Source organism: Romboutsia sp. CE17 (assembly GCF_012317385.1).
Taxonomy (GTDB): Bacteria; Bacillota; Clostridia; order Peptostreptococcales; family Peptostreptococcaceae; genus Romboutsia_E.
The window spans coordinates 394,961-414,723 of sequence record NZ_CP051144.1; the positions used below are offsets into that span (position 1 = coordinate 394,961).

The window sequence follows — 19,763 nt, forward strand, 5'->3', positions numbered from 1 at the left end:
ATTTTATATGAATATAGGATTTACATTTAGGGAGTGATTATATTGATATTGTATGAAAGAAAAGATAAAGAAACGGGAAAAGAGTATGCTTATAGAGTTTTAAAAGGTAATATAATGTCTTTAGAATTAAAACCAGGTGAGTTTTTAAGTGAGCTAGAGCTAGCTGATAAGTTAAACTTATCAAGAACTCCCATAAGGGAAGTCATAATGAAATTAAAAGGTGAACATCTTATAGAAGTAAAGCCTCAATCTGGTACTTATGTGTCACTAATTGATATTGATTTAATTGAAGAGGCAATATTTATGAGGTTTGCAGTAGAAGAGAAAATATTAAAGCTGGCATGTGAAAGTTTTCCAAGTGATATTATGTTGGAGTTAGAAAAAAATATATTTGCTCAAGAGATAATTGCTGATATGAAAGGGGGAGAAACAGAATTTCATAAGTTGGATACAAGTTTTCATGAGCTATTATTTAAAGGAACTGGTAAAGCTCGTGTTTGGGATAATATATTAAATATAAGCACTCATTATAATAGAATGAGACTATTGACTCAGAAAAAAGATTCAAAAAAATCTGTTGTTGAACAACACAAGGAATTTTTGAATGTAATAAAAAATAAAGATAAGGATAAAGTAGAGTTTCTGATTGATGAACATATGAGATTTTCAATGAAAAGCTGGGACTATCTAATAAAACATGATAGTGAAATTTCTAAATACTTTAAGTAAAAGGACTATTTAAGGGAGTCCTTTTTTTTTATGTTTAAAGAAGTTCTATTAACTTATTAAAGTTAAGTAAATTTCTATACTAATGGCAAAACTTGTATACAAGTAAAAAAGATTTTATAAGGAAATCAAAAATATATAAGAAAATATTGAAAAAATATTAAAATACGTTATAATAAAAACAAGATTAGTATACAAGAAGAATAAAAATATATTAAAAATATACTTTTATCGATAATGAATACAATTGAATATATGAAAATAGTTTTATTTAGTTAAAATTGAATATTTAATCAATAAAATTGGTATACAAGAAAAGAGGAGAGTAAATTAAAAAAAGAAAGTATAGTATCTGTTATTAAAATGCTTGAAGATATTTTTTACAAACGTTTTAAAACATATTACATAAGGATATGTAAATTTAGTTTAGAAGATTAAAAAAATCTAATGTAATTAGAATCACAAAAATATAAAAGGGTAAATTTAAAATATATTATAAGGGAGAATGAGTTGTATGAATAAAGAAGTAAAAAATTTAAATATAGATTGTCTAACAGAATCTCAAAAAGAACACCATAATAAAGTTTTAAATAGTCCAGTAAGAATAATGCAGGTAGGTGAAGGAAACTTTTTAATGTCTTTCTTTGATTGGATGGTAGATAAAGCAATAAAATCTGGTAATTATGAAGGCTCAATTGCTTTGACCTGTCCTTTAAATAACGATGTAAAAATAAATAAATTAAATTCTCAAGATAATTTATATACAGTAATTCAAAGAGGGTTTAAAGGAGATACAGAAGTGTTTGAACACGATATAATATCTGTATTTTCGAAAGTATTTAACTATAATACTAACTGGAATGAATTTATGAATATAGCAGAGCAAGAAAGCTTGGATGTTGTAATATCGAACACTACAGAAGCTGGGCTTGCTTATAAAAAAGTTGAATTGGAAAATGTGTGTAAAGAAGGTTTATATCCTTCAAAACTTACTGCATTTTTAATGCATAGATTTGAAGTTTTAGGAAACATATCTAAAAAACTTCTTATATTCCCTTGCGAATTAGTTGCTGAAAATGGAAGGGTATTAAAAGAATTTGTCAATAAGCATGCAAATGATTTTGGAGCTTCAAAAGAATTTAAAGCTTGGCTTGAAGAAAATTGTGTATTCTTAAATAACTTAGTAGATAGAATAGTTCCAGGATATCCGAGAGAAGATGAAAGTTTCTATTTTGAAAAACTAGGATACAAAGATGGAGCCATGTCTATGTGTGAACCATATTTCTTATGGGCTATAGAAGGTAGCGAAGAGTTAGATAAGATATTACCACTAAGAAATTCAGGGCTTAATGTACAGTGGTTAGATTCATTGTATGATACACAACTATTAAAAGTTAGAATATTAAATGGATCTCATACTTTAATAACGCCACAGAGTATATTAAAAGGATTTAGCCAAGTTGATGAAGTTGTTGAAAATAAAGATATGAAAAAGTACTTAAATGAAACTCTAGAAAAAGAGATATTACCTTCATTAAAAAATAAAACTGGTAATAAAAAAGAGTTTGCATCAACTGTTCTTAGTAGATTTAGAAATCCTCATATAAAACATAAATTAGAATCAATATCTATGAACTCAGTATCTAAGTTTCAAAATAGATTATTACCAACTATAAAGTCTTATATAGAAGATAATCATAAGTTACCAGAAAATATGATGGTTGGATTAGCTGGATTATTAAGATTCTATCAGATAGAGAAAGTAGGAACCTTATATATCGGACATGATTTCAATGGAAATCAATATAAAGTATTTGATACTCCTGAAGTATTAGAATTTATGAGTGATGCAAATTCTAAGTTTAAAGAAAAGAATGATGAATATGTTAGATATATATTAAGTGAATCTAAACTTTGGGGAGAAGATTTAACTAAGTATTTAAATATAGTTGAAGTTGTTACTGAAAAATTACATGCGATGGAGAATGTATATGAGTAAGTTTATTAAGATAAATAAAGAAGATAATGTAGTTGTGCTACTAGCTGATGGTGTTAAGGGGGACATCATTAGAATAGATGATAAAGAAATAATATTATTACAAGATACACCTAAGGGGCATAAGATTGCGATAAAGGAAATATCTAAGGGAAATGATGTATTAAAGTACGGGTATAGTATAGGTAAAGCTAAAGAAGATATAAAAGTTGGAAAATGGATACATTCTCATAATATGAGTACAGGATTAGATGGAATTTTAGAGTATGAATTTAACAAAAATGATATAAGTCAACCTAAAATAAATGAGGATATATCTTTCAAAGGATATGTGCGCGAAAATGGAGAAATTGGAATCCGAAATGAAATATGGATTATAAACACAGTAGGTTGTATAAATAAAACATGTGCTTTATTAGTTAAAGAAGGTAATAAGCTTATAAATGATAAAGTTGATGGTATTCATTACTTTGAACATCCTCATGGATGTTCTCAATTAGGTAATGACTTAGAGAATACTAGAAAAATACTTGCAGGTTTAGTGAATCATCCAAATGCAGCAGGTGTATTAGTTGTAGGTCTTGGATGTGAGAATAATACTTTATCAAGTTTCAAAGAAATATTAGAACCTATTAACTATGACAGAATTAAATTTTTAAATATACAGGATGTTGAAGATGAAATAGAAGAAGGTAAAAAGTTAATATCAGAGTTAGTTGAATATGCTTCTAAATTTAAAAGAGAAGATGTACACATATCTAAATTAAAGATAGGTCTTAAATGTGGAGGTTCAGATGCTTTTTCAGGAATAACTGCTAATCCTCTTTTAGGACGATTATCAGATAAAATAGTTGCCTTGGGTGGGACATCTATACAAACTGAAGTACCTGAGATGTTTGGTGCAGAAACTATGTTATTCGATAGAGCCATTGATAAAGATATATTTGATAAAAGTGTTAATCTGATAAATGACTTTAAAAAGTATTTTATAAGGTACGATCAAGTTATATATGAAAATCCATCTCCAGGAAATAAAAAGGGAGGAATAACAACTCTAGAAGAAAAATCTTTAGGCTGTGTTCAAAAAGGTGGAAAAGCTATAGTAACAGATGTATTAGGTTATGGTGAAAGAGCGAAAAAAACAGGACTTAATCTATTATACGGACCAGGGAATGACCAAGTTGCAGTTACTGTTTTAGTTGCTGCTGGAGCACATATGGTATTATTTACAACAGGTAGAGGAACTCCTTTTGGAGGTGCAGTACCAACACTAAAAATATCTACTAATACAGATTTATATAATAAGAAGAAACATTGGATAGATTTTAATGCAGGTGAATTAATAGAAACAAAAGATAAAGAATCTGTAGATGATTCATTCTTTAAACTTATACTTGATACAGCATCAGGAGAATATTTGGCAAATAATGAAAAGAATGGATATAGAGAGATATCGATATTAAAAGATGGTGTGACTTTATAGTAAGGGAAAATGTAAATAGATAAAGAATAACTCAAGAATAAACTATTTAGTTCAGTAGAAAATGGATAATATATAGCTAGTATGCAAGTTTTAGGATAAATAGTAGAAATATTTGCTATAATAATGCATTTAAATATCAAAAAAAAATTAGCAAATATCCCCCTAATCTTAATAAAATTAGGGGGATTAATAAAAAATATTATCTATTTCAGGAAAAAGTTGAAAAAAATAATAAAATATGTTATGTTATTAACATAACTAAATCTAGTATACTAGAGTTAAAATGTACTAGATTAAAAAGGGCTAATAAATATATACAGAAGGGTGGATACTAGATGAAAATAGGAAAACGTATTACAACTTTATTACTAACTGCAACTATTGGGTTTGGAGTTGTAGGATGTAATAAAGTAGATGGGGCAGAAAAAAAGGTTAAAGTCGTAAGGGTTGCGCATGGTCAAAATGAAGAGCATCCTGAGCATAAAGCAATGTTAGAATTTGAAAAATACGTGGAAGAAAAAACTAATGGGGAAATCGATGTCCAAATATTTCCAAATGAATTACTAGGTGCTACAGCTCAAGCAGTAGAATTATCTCAAACTGGAGCAGTAGACTTAGTAGTAGCAGGGTTAGGATCATTAGAGTCTTTTAACAAATCTTATACAGTATTTAATTTGCCTTACATAATGGATAGCACAGAGCATTATCATGCAGTAATGAATGATGAAGAGATAATGAACCCTGTATATGAATCTACAAGGGAAAGTGGATTTATAGGATTAACTTGGTTTGATGCAGGTGTAAGAAATATATATACAACTAAAAAAGTTGTAATGAAACCAGAAGATTTAAAAGGACTAAAAATAAGGGTTCAGACCAGTCCTTCAAATGTAAAAATGCTTCAAGCATTAGGTGCATCACCAACACCAATGTCGTTTGGTGAAGTTTATACAGGGTTACAACAAAATGTTATAGACGGAGCAGAAAATAATGAATTAGCATTAATAAATAATAAGCATGGAGAGGTTGCAAAACACTATTCTTATAATATGCATGCAATGCTTCCAGATATATTAATCGCAAGTACAAGTTTATTAGAGGATAAATTAACTGAAGAACAAGCTAAAATTGTTATGGAAGCAGCAAGTTATGCAAATGAGTTTGAAGTAGAGTTATGGGAAGAAGCAGCAGCTGAGGCAAAAGAAAAAGCAGAAGCTATGGGAGTTCAGTTCTACTATCCAGATATAAAACCATTCCAAGAAAAGATGAAGGATTTACACGCTGAGTATACTCAAGATGAAAGCATGAAGGCTGTGTATGATAAGATACGTCAAAAGGGAGACGAAATACTAGCTAAAAATGCAAGTGTAGAATCTGGAAAATAATAAATATTAGTAAAATATATTATTAAAGGAGAATATAAATGGAAACTTTAAGAAAAGGTTTAGATAAAGTTTTAGAAGTAATATGTTGTACACTATTAGCGTTAATGACAATATTTGCTACATGGCAAGTTGCATCAAGATATGTATTTAATAATCCAAGTACTGTAACAGAAGAATTAGTATTAATTTGCTTTGTATGGATGGGATTATTAGGGGGTGCATATGTATTTGGAAAGCAAGAACATATGTGTATGTCGTTTTTAGTAGATAAACTTAGTGAAAAAAATCACGCAAAATTTAAGCTATTTTCTGAAATAATTGTTATATTATTTGCTGCTTTAGTACTTGTATTTGGAGGATTTAGGATGTCTCAATTATCAATGGGGCAATTATCTTCATCATTACAAATACCTATGGGATATATATATTTAGCACTACCTTTATCAGGGATTTTAACTATATTTTATAATATTCTTAATATAAATGATATTATTAAAGAGTTATCAACTACGGATACGAACAAAAATAAAGATACAAAAAGTGCATAATCTAGGGGAGGAAATTAAATGGAATTAGCATTACAAACAGGATTAACTTTATTAGCAGTCTTTCCAATTTTATTATTAATAGGAATACCAATATCAGTTACAATAGGTATATCTTCAGTTTTATCTATATTGAGTGCATTACCTTGGGAAAATGCTGTATTCACTGCATCTCAACGTATATTTACAGGAATTAATTCATTTTCATTATTAGCAATACCATTTTTTATATTAGCCGGAATAATAATGAATAACGGTGGTATAGCAATAAGATTAGTTAACTTTGCAACACTGTTATCAGGAAAATTACCAGGATCATTAGCACATACAAATGTAGTAGGGAACATGTTGTTTGGAGCAATAAGTGGTTCAGGAACAGCAGCGGCTGCTGCAATAGGAGGAACTATGGCCCCTCTTCAAAATAAAGCAGGATATGATACAGATTTTAGCGCGGCTGTTAATGTAGCTTCTGCACCAACTGGTTTACTAATACCTCCAAGCAACTCTTTAATAATATATTCACTAGTTAGTGGAGGAACATCAGTTGCAGCTTTATTTATGGCAGGATATATACCTGGTATATTATGGGGATTAGGTGTAATGACTGTTGCTTTCTTTATAGCAAAGAATAGAGGGTATAAAACTGATAATGAAAAAATAACTTTTTTACAAGGTTTAAAGGTATTTTTAGATGCAATACCAAGTTTATCTTTAATAGTAATAATAATAGGTGGAATAATAGGTGGAATATTCACAGCTACAGAAGGCGCAGCTATAGCAGTTGTTTACTCTTTATTATTAAGTATGTTCTTCTATAAATCTATAAAAGTAAAAGATATACCAAGAATATTATTAGAATCTATAAATATGACTGCTATGATAGTATTTTTAATAGGAGTTTCATCTATAATGTCTTGGGTATTAGCGTTTACTAATGTTCCTACATATATAACAGATTTAATATTAGGTTTATCAAATAATCCAATTGTAATATTATTGATAATGAATATATTATTATTAATAGTTGGTACTTTTATGGATGCAACACCAGCTATATTAATATTTACTCCAATATTCCTACCAATAGCTCAAAACCTAGGTATGGATACTATACAGTTCGGAATAATGGTAGTATTCAACTTATCTATGGGTACAATAACTCCTCCAGTTGGGAATACTTTATTCGTAGGATGTAGAGTAGCAAAAACTAAAATAGAAGGTGTAATAAAAAATATATTACCATTCTATGCTTCAATATTTATTGTACTTATGTTAGTAACATTTGTACCTCAAATAAGTTTATTCCTTCCAAAGCTTATGGGAATGGTAGAATAATACTTGTTGTAAAAAAGTGAACTCAGGTTAAATAGAGTTCGCTTTTTTATGTATTAAAATAATAAATAATAGGGGGATTTTTTATGAAAGAAAAAAAGTTGTTTTTAGGGGAATTAGCCTTAATGATAGGGCTTATTTTTAATAGTCTTGCGACAACACTTATGGTTAAAAGTGAGTTTGGGATATCATCAATATCATCAGTGCCATATACCTTAAGTTTGATATTTGATGAAATTACATATGGTAGTTGGAATTATATATTTCAATGTTTTCTTATAATAATGCTAGTTTTAATAACTAAGAATTTTAATATAGGATATATAATTTCATTTTTTCTGGCATTGATATTTGGGAATATGATAGATTTATTTAATATTTATGTAATAGAGTTACTACCAAATGGATTAGTAATTAATATAGTATATTTTGTAGTTAGTCTTTCAATATTATCAGTAGGGATATCTTTATTATTAAAATCTACTATGCCAGTATTACCAATAGATACATTTATAAGAGATTTTGCAGAGTTTTTTTCTATGCCATATAAGAACACAAAAACAGGATTTGACTTATTATGCTTAGGAGTAGCTGTTTTATTGTCAGGAACTGTATTAAATAGTTTTGAAGGAATAGGTATTGGAACAATATTATGCGCATTAATAACTGGAAAGTTAGTTTCATATGTAAATGATTTTATGGATCGAAAATTCTATTTTCAATCAATCTTTACTAAAATAAAAGGTAAAAGTAATGAAATCGATATTGTAAATGAAAATATTAATTAATAAAGGAGATAATATGAAAATTTTAATTGATGGAGATGGATGTCCAGTAATTGATGTAAGTATAAATATAGCTAAAAAGTTTAATAAAGAAGTCTTCATAATATGTGATACATCACATAATTTCTCAAAATATAAAGTAGATACTATTGTTGTATCTAAAGGGCAAGATGCTGCAGACTTTATAATTGTTAATAAAGTGAATAAAGGAGATATAGTAGTGACTCAAGATTATGGACTAGCAGCCATGATACTTTCAAAAGGCGCATATGCGATAAATCAAAATGGATTAATATATACTAATGAGAATATAGACCAGCTGTTATTTACTAGGCATATATCTAAAAAAATAAGAAATAGTGGAGGAAAAATTAAAGGTCCTAAGAAGAGAAATAAAGAAGATGACCTTAAATTTGAAAAGGCTCTGATAAATTTAATTAAAATTAAAGAATATTAGATAATTACTAAGCTATAATAATATTCAAGATATAATTAAAAGGAGAGTATATAAATGAATGGGAAGTTTAAAGATATAGATAGCATAATATTTGATTTAGATGGAACTTTATGGGATGCAACTGAAGGAATTGCTACTTCTTGGAGTGAAATTATATCAAAATACGATAGTGAAATAAAGCAAATAACAGCAGATGATTTAAAAAAATATATGGGGCTTAGATTAGAAGAAATAGCAGCTAGAATATTTCCTAATATGAATGAAGATGAACGTGATAAAATTTTAAAAGAGTGTTGTGAGTATGAAAATGAATATCTAACTAAAAATGGAGCTATTTTATATGAAAAGTTAGAAGATACATTAAAAGAATTATCTACTAAATATAAGCTATTTATAGTTAGTAATTGCCAAGATGGATATATAGAATTATTTTTAGATTACAATAATTTTGGTCAATACTTTGTAGATTATGAATGTCCAGGAAGGACTAATTTATCAAAAGATGAAAACATTAAATTAGTAATAAATAGAAATGATTTAAAAAATCCTGTTTATGTTGGTGATACAAAAATGGACTCAGAAGCTGCTAATAAGGCAGGTATACCATTTATATTAGCTAGATATGGATTTGGAAATACAGAAAATTATCATCATGTTATTGATAAGTTTGAAGAACTATTAAATTTAGATAAGTATTAAATAGGGAAATGAAGAACTCTAATATGTATATAATGACATATTAGAGTTTTTCATTTATTGAGTTATAAATAAAAAAAATAAATATAAATGATTTAATTTATGGATAAAATACAAATATATTATATAGGAGGTTTAGATATGGAAGCATTATATGAGAATAGAAAATTAAAGGTAACTTACTGTGAAGAATGTAGTGATGATATAAAAAATAAGACATATATATTTAATATAGATATTAAGGATTTTGATACACCAACAATAAATGTAGAGTATGATGATAATGATAAAGTAATACTTAGAACTTGGATTGAAAATGAAGATGAAGAAAATGGTCCTAAAGGTCATGTTATATATAAACTTTTTAGTTTGATTGAATTTGAAGTGTGTAAGATTATGCAATTTATGATTAGGCATGTATAGTATTGTAAATAATACATACTAAAAAACTAGAAATTTAAATTTCTAGTTTTTTTTATGTAAAAATGCGCTTAAAACTATATATATTAAGAATTTAGATGATATTAAATAATTTAAAATGAATGAAAAAGTATTAAAAACAAATAAAAGGTAGAAATATGTTGTACTAATTAAAAAAATATGATACTCTAATAAAGAAGTTAAAAAACAAATTATTAGTTAACATAGATTAATAAACAATAAACAAAAATAGGAGGAAGACAGTGAAAAGTATATGTGTCATAGGAAGTCTTAATATGGACTTAGTAGTAAAGGTAGAAGATAGACCTAAGGGTGGCCAAACAGTAATAGGTGGAGATTTTAAAGAAGTTCCAGGTGGAAAAGGAGCTAATCAAGCTGTTGCTATGGCAAGACTTGGCGGTAAAGTAAATATGATAGGTAAAGTTGGTAAAGATGGGTTTGGAGAAACTTTACTTAATGCCTTAAAAAATGACAATGTAAACACTGAATATATAAATAAAGAAGATATAGCAACAGGAGTTGCAATGATAACTGTAGATAAGAACGCTGAGAATTCTATAGTTGTTGCTCCAGGAGCAAACTTTAAGGTAGATAAAAATTATATAGATACAAATATTAAGGGAATAGAAATGAGTGATATAGTTGTACTTCAACTTGAAACTCCATTAGACACTATAAATTATGCATTAAAAAAATCTAAGGAGCTTGGAAAATATACTATATTAAATCCAGCACCAGCTGTAAAGCTAGATGATGAGATAATAGCTAATGTAGATTTATTAACTCCTAATGAAACAGAGTTAGAAATATTAAGTGGAATAGAAATTAAAAATGAAGATGATATATTAAGAGCTGCTAAAGTAATGATAGAAAAAGGTGTAAAAGAACTTATAGTAACTCTAGGTTCAAAAGGAAGTTTATATATAAATAAAGAAAAATCTATGTTTAAAAATGCATACAAAGTAAAAGCGATAGATACTACAGCGGCTGGCGATAGCTATACAGGTGCTTTAGCGGTTGCTTTTGCTAATAATAAAAGTATAGAAGAAGCAATGGACTTTGCATCAAAAGTGGGTGCTTTAAGTGTTCAAAAGGAAGGCGCTCAAAGTTCATTACCAACAATAGAAGATGTAGAAAATTTTAGGGGGTAGGTATAATGAGAAAAACAAAACTTATAAATAGTGAAGTATCATACACAATATCGAAAATGGGACATACAGATAGTATAACAATAGGAGATTGTGGATTACCTATACCTGATGGAGTAAATAGAATTGACTTAGCTCTTAAATATGGAGTTCCATCTTTCTTAGAAACTTTAGATACAATTTTAGAAGAATTATGTGTAGAAGAGGTAATTATTGCTGAGGAAATAGTAGAAAAAAATACTATTATATACGATGAAATATTAAAGAGATTTGAAAATATAAAAATAATTATGGTTAGTCATGAGGAATTTAAAAATATGACTAAGAGTAGTAAGGCAGTAGTAAGAACAGGAGAGTGTACTCCTTATGCAAATATAATATTAAAATCAGGAGTTGTATTTTAAATGAAAAACCCTATTTTACAAATGAAAGATATAGTTAAAGAGTTCCCTGGAGTAAAAGCTCTAGATGGGGTTAACTTAGAACTTTATGAAGGTAAGGTTATGGCCCTTATGGGAGAAAATGGAGCAGGAAAATCAACACTTATGAAAATATTAAGTGGTGTATATAAAAAAGATGGTGGGCAAATATTCTATAAAGGCGAAGAAACGGATATTAAAGGACCTAAGGATGCAGGTGAAAAGGGAATAGCTATAATCCATCAAGAGCTTAACCTATTACCAGACTTAAGTATTGGTGAAAATATATTCTTAGGACGTGAACCTAGAAAAGGATTTGTTGTTGATTTTAAAAAGCTTTATAGTGATGCTGATGAATTACTTAAGAAGCTAAACGTAACTACAAGTTCAAGAGAATTAGTAGGTAATTTAAGTATAGCCCAGCAACAAATGGTTGAGATAGCAAAAGCATTATCTTTAGATGCCAAGATAATAATAATGGACGAGCCAACTGATGCACTTACAGATAAAGAGACGGAAAGTTTGTTTAATGTAATAAATGAGTTAAAAAATGAAGGTAAGGCTTTAGTATATATCTCTCATAGACTAAAAGAAATATTTGAAATTTGTGACTATATAACAGTTTTAAGAGATGGTAAGTATGTTGGAAGTGAAAGTTTAGATAACTTAGATGAAGATAAAATGATAGAAATGATGGTAGGAAGAAAGCTTACAGATCAGTTTCCAAGGTTAGATACTAAAAAAGGGGATACAGTACTTAAAGTTGAAAATCTTTGTAATGAATATATAGAAGATGTATCATTTGAAGTTAAGGCTGGAGAGATTTTAGGGATATCAGGACTTATGGGAGCAGGGAGAACGGAATTAGCTAAAACAATATATGGACACTTTAGAAAAACGAATGGAAAAATATATGTAAAGAATAGAGAGATAAACAATAAGTCTGCTAAAGATGGTTTAAAAAATAGAATTGCATATGTATCAGAAGATAGAAAAGGTGATGGATTAATATTAGACTTATCAGTTAAAGAAAATATGGCAATATCATCTTTAAATAGAATGTCATCATTATTTAAAATAGACAAGAAAAAAGAACTTGCAAGAGTTCAGGATTATATCGGCAGAATGAGAATAAAAACTCCAAGTGAAAATCAATTAGTAAGAAATTTAAGTGGAGGAAATCAGCAAAAAATAGCAATAGCTAAAGCACTTATGACTCATCCAGATGTCCTTATATTAGATGAACCTACTCGTGGGGTAGACGTTGGAGCTAAAAAAGAAATATATGATCTTATAAATGAATTTAAGAGTCAAGGTAAAGCAGTAATAATGATATCTTCTGAAATGCCAGAAATATTAGGATTAAGTGATAGAATCTTAGTTTTAAGTCAAGGCAGAATAACAGGAGAATTTGATATAGAATCTGCAACGCAAGAAGCAATATTAAAATGTGCAGTTGAAGCTAAGGAGGCATAAAATTGGATATATCATCAAAAGTAGAAAGCAAATATAAAAAAAATAACAGCTTAAAAGAATTGTTAGTTAAATATAAAAGTTTATTAGGATTAGTATTATTAATAGCAGTAGTATCAATACTTAACCCAGCATTTTTAAGTGCTAAGAATATAATGAATATACTTAGACAAACTTCAGTAAATGCAGTAATAGCAGCAGGTATGACATTCGTTATATTAACAGGCGGAATAGATTTATCAGTGGGTTCAATACTAGGAATAAGTGGTGCTGTATGTGCAAGTCTTTTAGTATCAGGACAAAATGTAGTAGTAGCAGTGATATCAGCTTTAGTAGTGGGAGCAATAGTAGGATTTTTAAATGGATTTATAATTTCAAAAGGAAAACTACAGCCATTTATAGCTACATTAGCAACTATGACAGTTTTAAAAGGTTTAACATTAGTTTATACAAATGGAAATCCTATAACATTAGGTAGTAATGAATTAGCAATGTCATTTGGTAAAATAGGAGGAGGCACAATACTTGGGATACCAACTCCAGCTATGATAATGATAGTAGTATTTATGGTATGTTATTATATACTTCATAATACTAGAATTGGTAGATATACTTATGCATTAGGTTCAAATGAAGAAGCGACTAAATTATCAGGACTTAATACAGATAAAATAAAAATATGGGTATATACAATGAGTGGAATACTTGCATCTGTAGCAGGTATAATAATAACTTCAAGATTATACTCAGCTCAACCAACTGCAGGATCAGGGTACGAATTAGATGCTATAGCAGCAGTTGTGTTAGGTGGTACTAGTTTAAATGGTGGTAAAGGTAAGATTACAGGAACAATAGTAGGTGCATTAATAATAGGTGTATTAAGTAACGCACTTAACATATTAGATGTGTCTTCATACTATCAAACAATGGTAAAAGGTGCAGTTATATTATTAGCAGTACTTTTAGATAGAAAAAGTAACTAAGAAAGGAAATCTAAAATGAAAAAGATTCTTTCTATAATATTAACGGTAATAATGAGTGCAATGACTTTAGTTGGGTGTCAACAAAAAAGTGATAGCAATATAAAGAAAATAGGATTTATAGTATCTACTTTAAATAATCCATTTTTCGTAGATTTAAAAAGTGGAATAGAAGAAAGAGCAAAAGAATTAGGTTATGAAGTTGTAGTATTAGATTCTCAAAATGATCCAGCAAAAGAAGTATCTAATATGGAAGACTTAACGGTTAAAGATGTAGATATAGTTCTTTTAAATCCAGTAGATTCAGACTCGGCTGTAGCTTCAGTAATGATAGCAAATAACTATGAATTACCAGTTGTAACAGTAGATAGAGCTGCAAATGGTGGAAATGTAGTTACGCATATAGCTTCAGATAATGAAGTAGGCGGTGCAATGGCGGCAGAATACCTAATAGAAAAACTAGGTGGAAAAGGTAATATAGTAGAACTAGAAGGGACTGCAGGTTCATCAGCGGCTAGAGATAGAGGTAAAGGATTTGATGATAGAATAGAAGAAAGTGATATGAAAATAATAGCTAAACAAATAGCTGATTTTGATAGAACTCAAGGTCTTACAGTAATGGAAAATATACTTCAATCTAAAAATGATATTGATGCGGTATTTGCTCAAAATGATGAAATGGCTCTAGGTGCTCAAAAAGCATTAGAAGACATGGGAATGAAAGATGTTCTTATAGTTGGATTTGATGCTACAGATGATGCAGTGGAGGCAGTGAAAAAAGGAACTATGGCGGCTACAGTAGCACAGCAGCCATTATTAATAGGTGAAGCTGCCGTAGATGCAGTAAATTCTATCTTAAAAGGAGAAAAAGTAGATAGCTTTATACCTGTGGAATTAAAATTAATAACTAATGAAAAGTAATTAAATTAGAAAATACTAGTTGATTTATATAATTAGCTAGTATTTTTTAGTTACTAGATAATGAGTTATAGTTTAAAAGTGCAAAGATATAATAAAATTTAAATAATTTTTTTATAGATATAGGTTATAATGGTACTAGATTATAACTATAGAAAGAGGGAATTTAATATGAATTTAAATATAGTAGCTGTATGCGAAAATGAACAAAGTGCAAGAGCATTAGAAGTTGCAGGAAAAGAATTAGGATATATAATAAGCTGTGAAATACAAGAATCTAATAAAATAGAAAATAAACTTTCAGAGGAAACTATAAAATCTTCTAATGTAGTATTATTTGTAACGAATAAGAGTATAGAAGAAATAGAAGAAATTGAAAGATTTATAGATAGAGAATACTATGAAGTAGAACCAAAGTTTGTAATTGAAAATCCTATAAATGTATTAAGTGAAATATCATCAGATTTGAATTAGTTAAATTAATAAAGCTAAGCTCAATAAAAGTATATTGAACTTAGCTTTATTTTAATAAAATTATAATTCTCTTCTTGGAATTTTAAACTTAATAGTTTGCTCAATTTCTTCAAGAGTTTTCATGTTTTTAGGATCGATAAACATGCAAGTATATCCACCCTTGCCTGCTCTACCAGTCCTACCTATACGATGGACATAATCTGCTGCAGTTTCTGGTATATCATAATTATATATATTGTCAACTCCTGTTATATCAAGACCTCTAGAGGCAACATCTGTAGCAATTAGATATTGAATATCAGCATTTCTAAAAGACTTCATTATTCTTTCTCGCTTTGACTGTTGAATATCACTATGTAATTTAGCACAGTTGTATCCTTTTTGAGACATAGCTTCTTCAAGCATATCAACTCTTCTCTTAGTTCTACAGAATATTATAGCCATAAAAGGATTATCTTCATCTAAAACTTTAAGTAAAGAATCTTGCTTCCATCTATCAGTAGTTTCAACAACTTCTTGTTTTATAGAATCAAGAGCTATTTCTTTTTCCTTAATAGAAATTTCAATAGGATCTATCATATATCTATAAGCTAACTTTTTCACTTGAGAATTCATCGTAGCAGAGAAACATAGTGTCTGACGGTTCTTAGATGTATTTTTTAATATAGCTTCAACTTCATTTTTAAATCCCATAAGTAACATTTGATCTGCTTCATCTAATACAAAAGTTTTTATTTTACTTAAGTCTATAGTTTTTCTATCTAAATGATCTAAAAGTCTTCCTGGTGTAGCAATTATTAAATGAATATTTTTCTTTAATTTATTTATTTGAGAACCAATATCTTTACCTCCATATGCAGCAAGTATATTTATGTTCTTGGCTTTATTTAATTTATTAGCTTCTTCAGTTATTTGTATAGCAAGTTCTCTAGTTGGAGACAGAATAAGAGCTTGAGTACTGTTTATATCATTTGAAATACTTTCAAATATAGGAAGTAAAAAAGCTAAAGTTTTTCCAGTTCCAGTTTGAGCTTGAGCTATAACATCTTTTCCGTTTTTTATAGGTATTATACTTTCTTCTTGAATTGGAGTTGGAGTAGTTATACCGTTTGTATTTAATATATTTAAAATATCGTCATTAATCCCTAAGTCTTTAAAATTCATTTTATTACCTCTCATTTTGTTTATTTTCTTTCAACTAATTTATAATATCATATAAAAATAATTAATACTATTTATATTATTACTATAAAGCTTAATAAAATTTCAATAATTAAAAATATAAGAATAGTATAAGTAAACAAATAAAAAATTAATATAAACATAAACTTAATCTTACTAAACCTTAAAGGTAGCTAATCTAAACTTTTTAACAAAAATAATAGAATGAAGCCTTTGAAATTACTAAGTTTCAGAAAGGTTTGAAAAAAGAATGAAAAAACTTACAAAAAACACTTGAAAAAAAAAGAAAAGTTTTGTATAATTTTAAGTTTGAAAAAGTGGTGTATACAAAGGCCTTTTTATTCTATATAATTATAATAAATAAAAAAAGAAAGGATATGGATAAAATGGCCAGGCGGCAAGATGTAGAAAGAATTCTACTAATTATATTAGGCTCAGCAATACTTGCATTTGGAGTCTATAATTTTTACTATTTAAATAACATAACAGAAGGTGGAGTGTTAGGACTTTTACTACTGCTAAAAAATTTATTTGATATTCAACCAGAGATTGCAAATATCATAATAGATTTATCTCTATTACTAATAGGATATAAGTATTTTGGAAAAAAATTTTTTATGTATTCTATATTTGCATCAGTTAGCTTCTCAATTTTTTATGAGGTATTTGGAACTATTGGTCCGATTTTACCAAAGTCCAGTAGCATGATTGTATCAACAGTACTGGCAGGATTAAGTGTAGGTTTAGGTGTAGGACTAATCGTTACAACTGGGTGTGCAGCAGGAGGAGATGATGCTTTAGCATTAGTGATTTCTAAGACTACATCTTTAAATATAGGTAGAGTATATATGTTAGGTGATTGTATAGTATTATTATTATCACTGACATATATGCCGATAGAAAAAGTATTATACTCATTAATAGCGGTGGCTATAAGTGGAAATGTGATAGATTATATATATGAATATGTTAAAAATAATAAATCAAATTTAATGATAAAAAGCGAACTTTAATTAAAGTTCGCTTTTTATCATTAAATAAGTATTTGATATACACCAAGTGCAATTATTAGTAGACCGCTTATTAAATCAGAGTATTCTCCTAAAAATTTTGAAGAATATTTAATTCCTATATAAAAGCCTAGACCAATATTAAATAGAGTTAAAATGAAGGTAAATAAAGTGTTTAAGAATATACTTATGCCTGCTATACTTGCAGCAACTCCAACACTTACATTATTTAAAGTAAGAGCTATTGAAAGTGTTATACATTCTTTTAAATCTATATCACCAGAGTTATCAGTATCAGCTTTAACAGGATTATATAGTATATCTGAATATCTAATTTTTTTTTCTCTGGATAAATTTCTAATTTTAATTTTTTTATATTTTTTTATAAAATCAATAACTATTTTTAAGCCTAAAATTAATAATAGTATACCACCTAGTGTAGCTACTATTTTAGGAGAAATAAAATTAGTTATAAATTTACCTAAAATCATAGATAAAAAGGTACCGAAAGATGTTATCAAACTAATTAACAAGGATGCTACAATACTAAGTTTTACTTTCTTCATCCCATAAGATATACATACGGCTAAAGTATCTAAATTAGCAGATAGAGAAAGTAAAAATGCCGTCATATAGTTCATAAAAAATCCTCCTTGAGTTGAATATATTTAAGTCTATATATTTCATAATATAAACTTTTTTTAAAAATGTGATATTTTTGTTACTAAGATAAAAATAAGAATATTGAATTTTATTATATTAATATATTAGGAATTGTTACGAATACTTAGATGTTGTTGAAATATAGAATAATTTTACGTTTTTTAATTATACATAATTACAAGGATTTTATCATTTAGAAAAGAAGTTATTTCATATGTGGATAGAATTCTAATGATATGGAGGTAAATATATGGGGATTTTTAAATTAAAGACTGAAGAGGATTGGAAAATTAATTATATAAAAGAATTTAATGAAATGAGAAATGCATATGAGAAGAAAATACAAAAAAAGCAATTAGAAATAGATAAGCTAAAGGCCGAATTAGAAGAATTAAAAACTAATAGAGGATATTTAAAACCCAAGGAAAAGCAGATTAGAGATTTAGATATAGAAAATATAAAATTACTTAGAGAAAGTGGTTTAAGCTATAGAGAGATATCTAAAAAAACTAATTGGAGCAAGGCTACTATTTGTAGAGTATTAAATGGATTTTATGATTAATAGAAATAAAAGTACCTTAAATAAAAAAGTTTAAGGTACTTTTATTTATTTCTAAGTAGTTTAAATGCGATAATTAATTGAAGCAATACAATTAAAAGAATTACAAAAAATAAAGGTAGAGGATCTATTTTATTTATAATTCCTATAGGACTATGGTAATAGCTAGACATATAAAAATTAAAAAGTCCTAAGCTCATAATCGATATTATTGTAAGAATATATAATAAAAGTTTATAAAGAAAATTATTTTTCATCAATTCTCCTTTCAGAAACATAATTTATTACTAATCAAATACACCTTATAAATTTCTCATTTTTAGGTTTTACAAATTTAAAATACTCAGTTATACTGTGAATATAACTAAAAAGAGGAACATATGTAGGTGATTAAAATTGAAGTCTAGAGCAAATTATATAGAGTACATATTAGATACAATTCTTATGTTAGTTGTAATTCAACTATTTAGGATAGTAGCTAAATTTATACTTATTAGTCAATTAAATTTATCATTAGAAAATTTAATAGTTACAACAATAATATCATTTATGGTAGTTGGAACTATTTTATTACTAATATTTAAAAACAATCCTAAATTCACCCATCATAGTTTAAAACTTGTAAATATGTTTAACCATAGGAACAAGTATATTAAAGTTGTTTTAGGTATAATAGTAGGTATAGCATCAATAATAACTCCATACTTTAATGGTGGATATAGTATGTACAATATTGAATTATTAATATTATCTATAATTATTATTCCTATTTTTGAAGAATTATTATTTAGAGAACATATATGGAATTATTTAACTTATCATATAAAAAATACTACTATTATTTTTATAGCTACAATGATTATGTATTCTGTATATCAAATTGGATATATTGACATAATATCTCAATATATGAAGTTAACTAGCATGTCTGGGTATATGGTGGATATATTAATCTTCAACATTGTTAAAGGACTAATATTAGGTAGTATTTTAAATTTTATAAGGATTAAATTTAAAGATATATATATATGTATTATGATTCATATATTATTTAGCATATTATTATATTAAAATAAAAATTCTGAAAATAC

Annotated in this window: 21 protein-coding genes; 19 read left to right on the plus strand and 2 right to left on the minus strand. The window is 27.5% G+C overall.

Annotated features, from left to right (window positions below):
• Nucleotides 1–42: 42 nt before the first annotated feature.
• The 16 genes from HF520_RS01950 to HF520_RS02025 all read left to right on the plus strand — a co-directional run bounded on the left by HF520_RS01950 (nt 43) and on the right by HF520_RS02025 (nt 15,258).
• Complete coding sequence (locus tag HF520_RS01950; RefSeq protein ID WP_168572428.1) at nt 43–729, plus strand: GntR family transcriptional regulator; 687 nt, start codon at nt 43–45, stop codon at nt 727–729.
• Nucleotides 730–1,240: 511 nt separating this feature from the next.
• Nucleotides 1,241–2,725: a tagaturonate reductase gene (locus HF520_RS01955; RefSeq protein WP_168572429.1), complete on the plus strand. Its 1,485-nt coding sequence runs from the start codon at nt 1,241–1,243 to the stop codon at nt 2,723–2,725.
• Nucleotides 2,718–4,205 carry a UxaA family hydrolase gene (locus HF520_RS01960; protein WP_168572430.1) on the plus strand — a complete coding sequence of 496 codons (1,488 nt, stop codon included), beginning with the start codon at nt 2,718–2,720 and terminating at the stop codon, nt 4,203–4,205. Before HF520_RS01955 ends, HF520_RS01960 begins: the two co-directional genes overlap by 8 nt.
• A 335-nt stretch (nt 4,206–4,540) precedes the next feature.
• Nucleotides 4,541–5,590, plus strand: a complete 1,050-nt coding sequence (locus tag HF520_RS01965; protein ID WP_243155177.1) for a TRAP transporter substrate-binding protein — start codon at nt 4,541–4,543, stop codon at nt 5,588–5,590.
• A gap of 38 nt (nt 5,591–5,628) precedes the next feature.
• Complete coding sequence (locus HF520_RS01970; RefSeq protein WP_168572431.1) at nt 5,629–6,138, plus strand: TRAP transporter small permease; 510 nt, start codon at nt 5,629–5,631, stop codon at nt 6,136–6,138.
• An 18-nt stretch (nt 6,139–6,156) separates the two neighbouring features.
• Nucleotides 6,157–7,470: a TRAP transporter large permease gene (locus tag HF520_RS01975; RefSeq protein ID WP_168572432.1), complete on the plus strand. Its 1,314-nt coding sequence runs from the start codon at nt 6,157–6,159 to the stop codon at nt 7,468–7,470.
• A gap of 83 nt (nt 7,471–7,553) precedes the next feature.
• Nucleotides 7,554–8,255: a DUF6198 family protein gene (locus HF520_RS01980; RefSeq protein ID WP_168572433.1), complete on the plus strand. Its 702-nt coding sequence runs from the start codon at nt 7,554–7,556 to the stop codon at nt 8,253–8,255.
• A 13-nt stretch (nt 8,256–8,268) separates the two neighbouring features.
• Nucleotides 8,269–8,709: a YaiI/YqxD family protein gene (locus HF520_RS01985; protein WP_168572434.1), complete on the plus strand. Its 441-nt coding sequence runs from the start codon at nt 8,269–8,271 to the stop codon at nt 8,707–8,709.
• A 54-nt stretch (nt 8,710–8,763) separates the two neighbouring features.
• Nucleotides 8,764–9,408, plus strand: coding sequence for an HAD family hydrolase (locus HF520_RS01990; RefSeq protein WP_168572435.1), 645 nt, complete (start codon nt 8,764–8,766; stop codon nt 9,406–9,408).
• A 138-nt stretch (nt 9,409–9,546) separates the two neighbouring features.
• Nucleotides 9,547–9,828, plus strand: a complete 282-nt coding sequence (locus HF520_RS01995; RefSeq protein WP_168572436.1) for a hypothetical protein — start codon at nt 9,547–9,549, stop codon at nt 9,826–9,828.
• 260 nt (nt 9,829–10,088) lie between these two features.
• A complete protein-coding gene (rbsK, locus tag HF520_RS02000; RefSeq protein WP_168572437.1) occupies nt 10,089–10,997 on the plus strand; it encodes a ribokinase in 909 nt (302 codons plus the stop codon).
• Between the two features lie 5 nt (nt 10,998–11,002).
• Entirely contained in the window at nt 11,003–11,398 is a 396-nt protein-coding gene (gene rbsD, locus HF520_RS02005) for a D-ribose pyranase (RefSeq protein WP_168572438.1), read from the plus strand.
• Nucleotides 11,399–12,889 (plus strand): ribose ABC transporter ATP-binding protein RbsA, encoded by a 1,491-nt coding sequence (gene rbsA, locus HF520_RS02010; RefSeq protein ID WP_168572439.1) that lies wholly within the window; start codon nt 11,399–11,401, stop codon nt 12,887–12,889.
• Between the two features lie 2 nt (nt 12,890–12,891).
• Nucleotides 12,892–13,869, plus strand: a complete 978-nt coding sequence (gene rbsC / locus HF520_RS02015) for a ribose ABC transporter permease (protein WP_330586294.1) — start codon at nt 12,892–12,894, stop codon at nt 13,867–13,869.
• Nucleotides 13,870–13,884: 15 nt separating this feature from the next.
• Nucleotides 13,885–14,787 carry a ribose ABC transporter substrate-binding protein RbsB gene (rbsB, locus tag HF520_RS02020; protein ID WP_168572440.1) on the plus strand — a complete coding sequence of 301 codons (903 nt, stop codon included), beginning with the start codon at nt 13,885–13,887 and terminating at the stop codon, nt 14,785–14,787.
• Nucleotides 14,788–14,955: 168 nt separating this feature from the next.
• Nucleotides 14,956–15,258 (plus strand): PTS sugar transporter subunit IIBC, encoded by a 303-nt coding sequence (locus HF520_RS02025; RefSeq protein WP_168572441.1) that lies wholly within the window; start codon nt 14,956–14,958, stop codon nt 15,256–15,258.
• 60 nt (nt 15,259–15,318) lie between these two features.
• Here the strand turns inward: HF520_RS02025 and HF520_RS02030 are convergent, their stop codons facing one another.
• Nucleotides 15,319–16,422, minus strand: a complete 1,104-nt coding sequence (locus HF520_RS02030; RefSeq protein ID WP_168572442.1) for a DEAD/DEAH box helicase — start codon at nt 16,420–16,422, stop codon at nt 15,319–15,321.
• Between the two features lie 395 nt (nt 16,423–16,817).
• On the opposite strand from HF520_RS02030, the gene HF520_RS02035 reads away from it, so the two are divergent.
• On the plus strand, nt 16,818–17,453 hold the full coding sequence (locus tag HF520_RS02035; protein ID WP_243155178.1) for a YitT family protein: 636 nt from the start codon (nt 16,818–16,820) through the stop codon (nt 17,451–17,453).
• Nucleotides 17,454–17,473: 20 nt separating this feature from the next.
• Here HF520_RS02035 and HF520_RS02040 read toward each other — a convergent pair whose 3' ends face one another.
• Nucleotides 17,474–18,091 carry a manganese efflux pump gene (locus HF520_RS02040; protein ID WP_168572443.1) on the minus strand — a complete coding sequence of 206 codons (618 nt, stop codon included), beginning with the start codon at nt 18,089–18,091 and terminating at the stop codon, nt 17,474–17,476.
• A 272-nt stretch (nt 18,092–18,363) separates the two neighbouring features.
• Between HF520_RS02040 and HF520_RS02045 the strand changes: the two genes are divergently transcribed.
• Complete coding sequence (locus tag HF520_RS02045; protein ID WP_168572444.1) at nt 18,364–18,675, plus strand: helix-turn-helix domain-containing protein; 312 nt, start codon at nt 18,364–18,366, stop codon at nt 18,673–18,675.
• Nucleotides 18,676–19,068: 393 nt separating this feature from the next.
• On the plus strand, nt 19,069–19,743 hold the full coding sequence (locus HF520_RS02050) for a CPBP family glutamic-type intramembrane protease (protein ID WP_168572445.1): 675 nt from the start codon (nt 19,069–19,071) through the stop codon (nt 19,741–19,743).
• Nucleotides 19,744–19,763 lie beyond the last annotated feature (20 nt).

What these genes read in the sequence shown, in the direction of transcription:
- HF520_RS01955 (WP_168572429.1), top strand. Translation starts at nt 1,241, where the DNA reads ATGAATAAAGAAGTAAAAAATTTAAATATAGATTGTCTAACAGAATCT.
- HF520_RS01960 (WP_168572430.1), top strand. Translation starts at nt 2,718, where the DNA reads ATGAGTAAGTTTATTAAGATAAATAAAGAAGATAATGTAGTTGTGCTA.
- HF520_RS01965 (WP_243155177.1), top strand. Translation starts at nt 4,541, where the DNA reads ATGAAAATAGGAAAACGTATTACAACTTTATTACTAACTGCAACTATT.
- HF520_RS01970 (WP_168572431.1), top strand. Translation starts at nt 5,629, where the DNA reads ATGGAAACTTTAAGAAAAGGTTTAGATAAAGTTTTAGAAGTAATATGT.
- HF520_RS01975 (WP_168572432.1), top strand. Translation starts at nt 6,157, where the DNA reads ATGGAATTAGCATTACAAACAGGATTAACTTTATTAGCAGTCTTTCCA.
- HF520_RS01980 (WP_168572433.1), top strand. Translation starts at nt 7,554, where the DNA reads ATGAAAGAAAAAAAGTTGTTTTTAGGGGAATTAGCCTTAATGATAGGG.
- HF520_RS01985 (WP_168572434.1), top strand. Translation starts at nt 8,269, where the DNA reads ATGAAAATTTTAATTGATGGAGATGGATGTCCAGTAATTGATGTAAGT.
- HF520_RS01990 (WP_168572435.1), top strand. Translation starts at nt 8,764, where the DNA reads ATGAATGGGAAGTTTAAAGATATAGATAGCATAATATTTGATTTAGAT.
- HF520_RS01995 (WP_168572436.1), top strand. Translation starts at nt 9,547, where the DNA reads ATGGAAGCATTATATGAGAATAGAAAATTAAAGGTAACTTACTGTGAA.
- rbsD (WP_168572438.1), top strand. Translation starts at nt 11,003, where the DNA reads ATGAGAAAAACAAAACTTATAAATAGTGAAGTATCATACACAATATCG.
- rbsA (WP_168572439.1), top strand. Translation starts at nt 11,399, where the DNA reads ATGAAAAACCCTATTTTACAAATGAAAGATATAGTTAAAGAGTTCCCT.
- rbsB (WP_168572440.1), top strand. Translation starts at nt 13,885, where the DNA reads ATGAAAAAGATTCTTTCTATAATATTAACGGTAATAATGAGTGCAATG.
- HF520_RS02025 (WP_168572441.1), top strand. Translation starts at nt 14,956, where the DNA reads ATGAATTTAAATATAGTAGCTGTATGCGAAAATGAACAAAGTGCAAGA.
- HF520_RS02030 (WP_168572442.1), bottom strand. Translation starts at nt 16,422, where the DNA reads ATGAATTTTAAAGACTTAGGGATTAATGACGATATTTTAAATATATTA.
- HF520_RS02035 (WP_243155178.1), top strand. Translation starts at nt 16,818, where the DNA reads ATGGATAAAATGGCCAGGCGGCAAGATGTAGAAAGAATTCTACTAATT.
- HF520_RS02040 (WP_168572443.1), bottom strand. Translation starts at nt 18,091, where the DNA reads ATGAACTATATGACGGCATTTTTACTTTCTCTATCTGCTAATTTAGAT.
- HF520_RS02045 (WP_168572444.1), top strand. Translation starts at nt 18,364, where the DNA reads ATGGGGATTTTTAAATTAAAGACTGAAGAGGATTGGAAAATTAATTAT.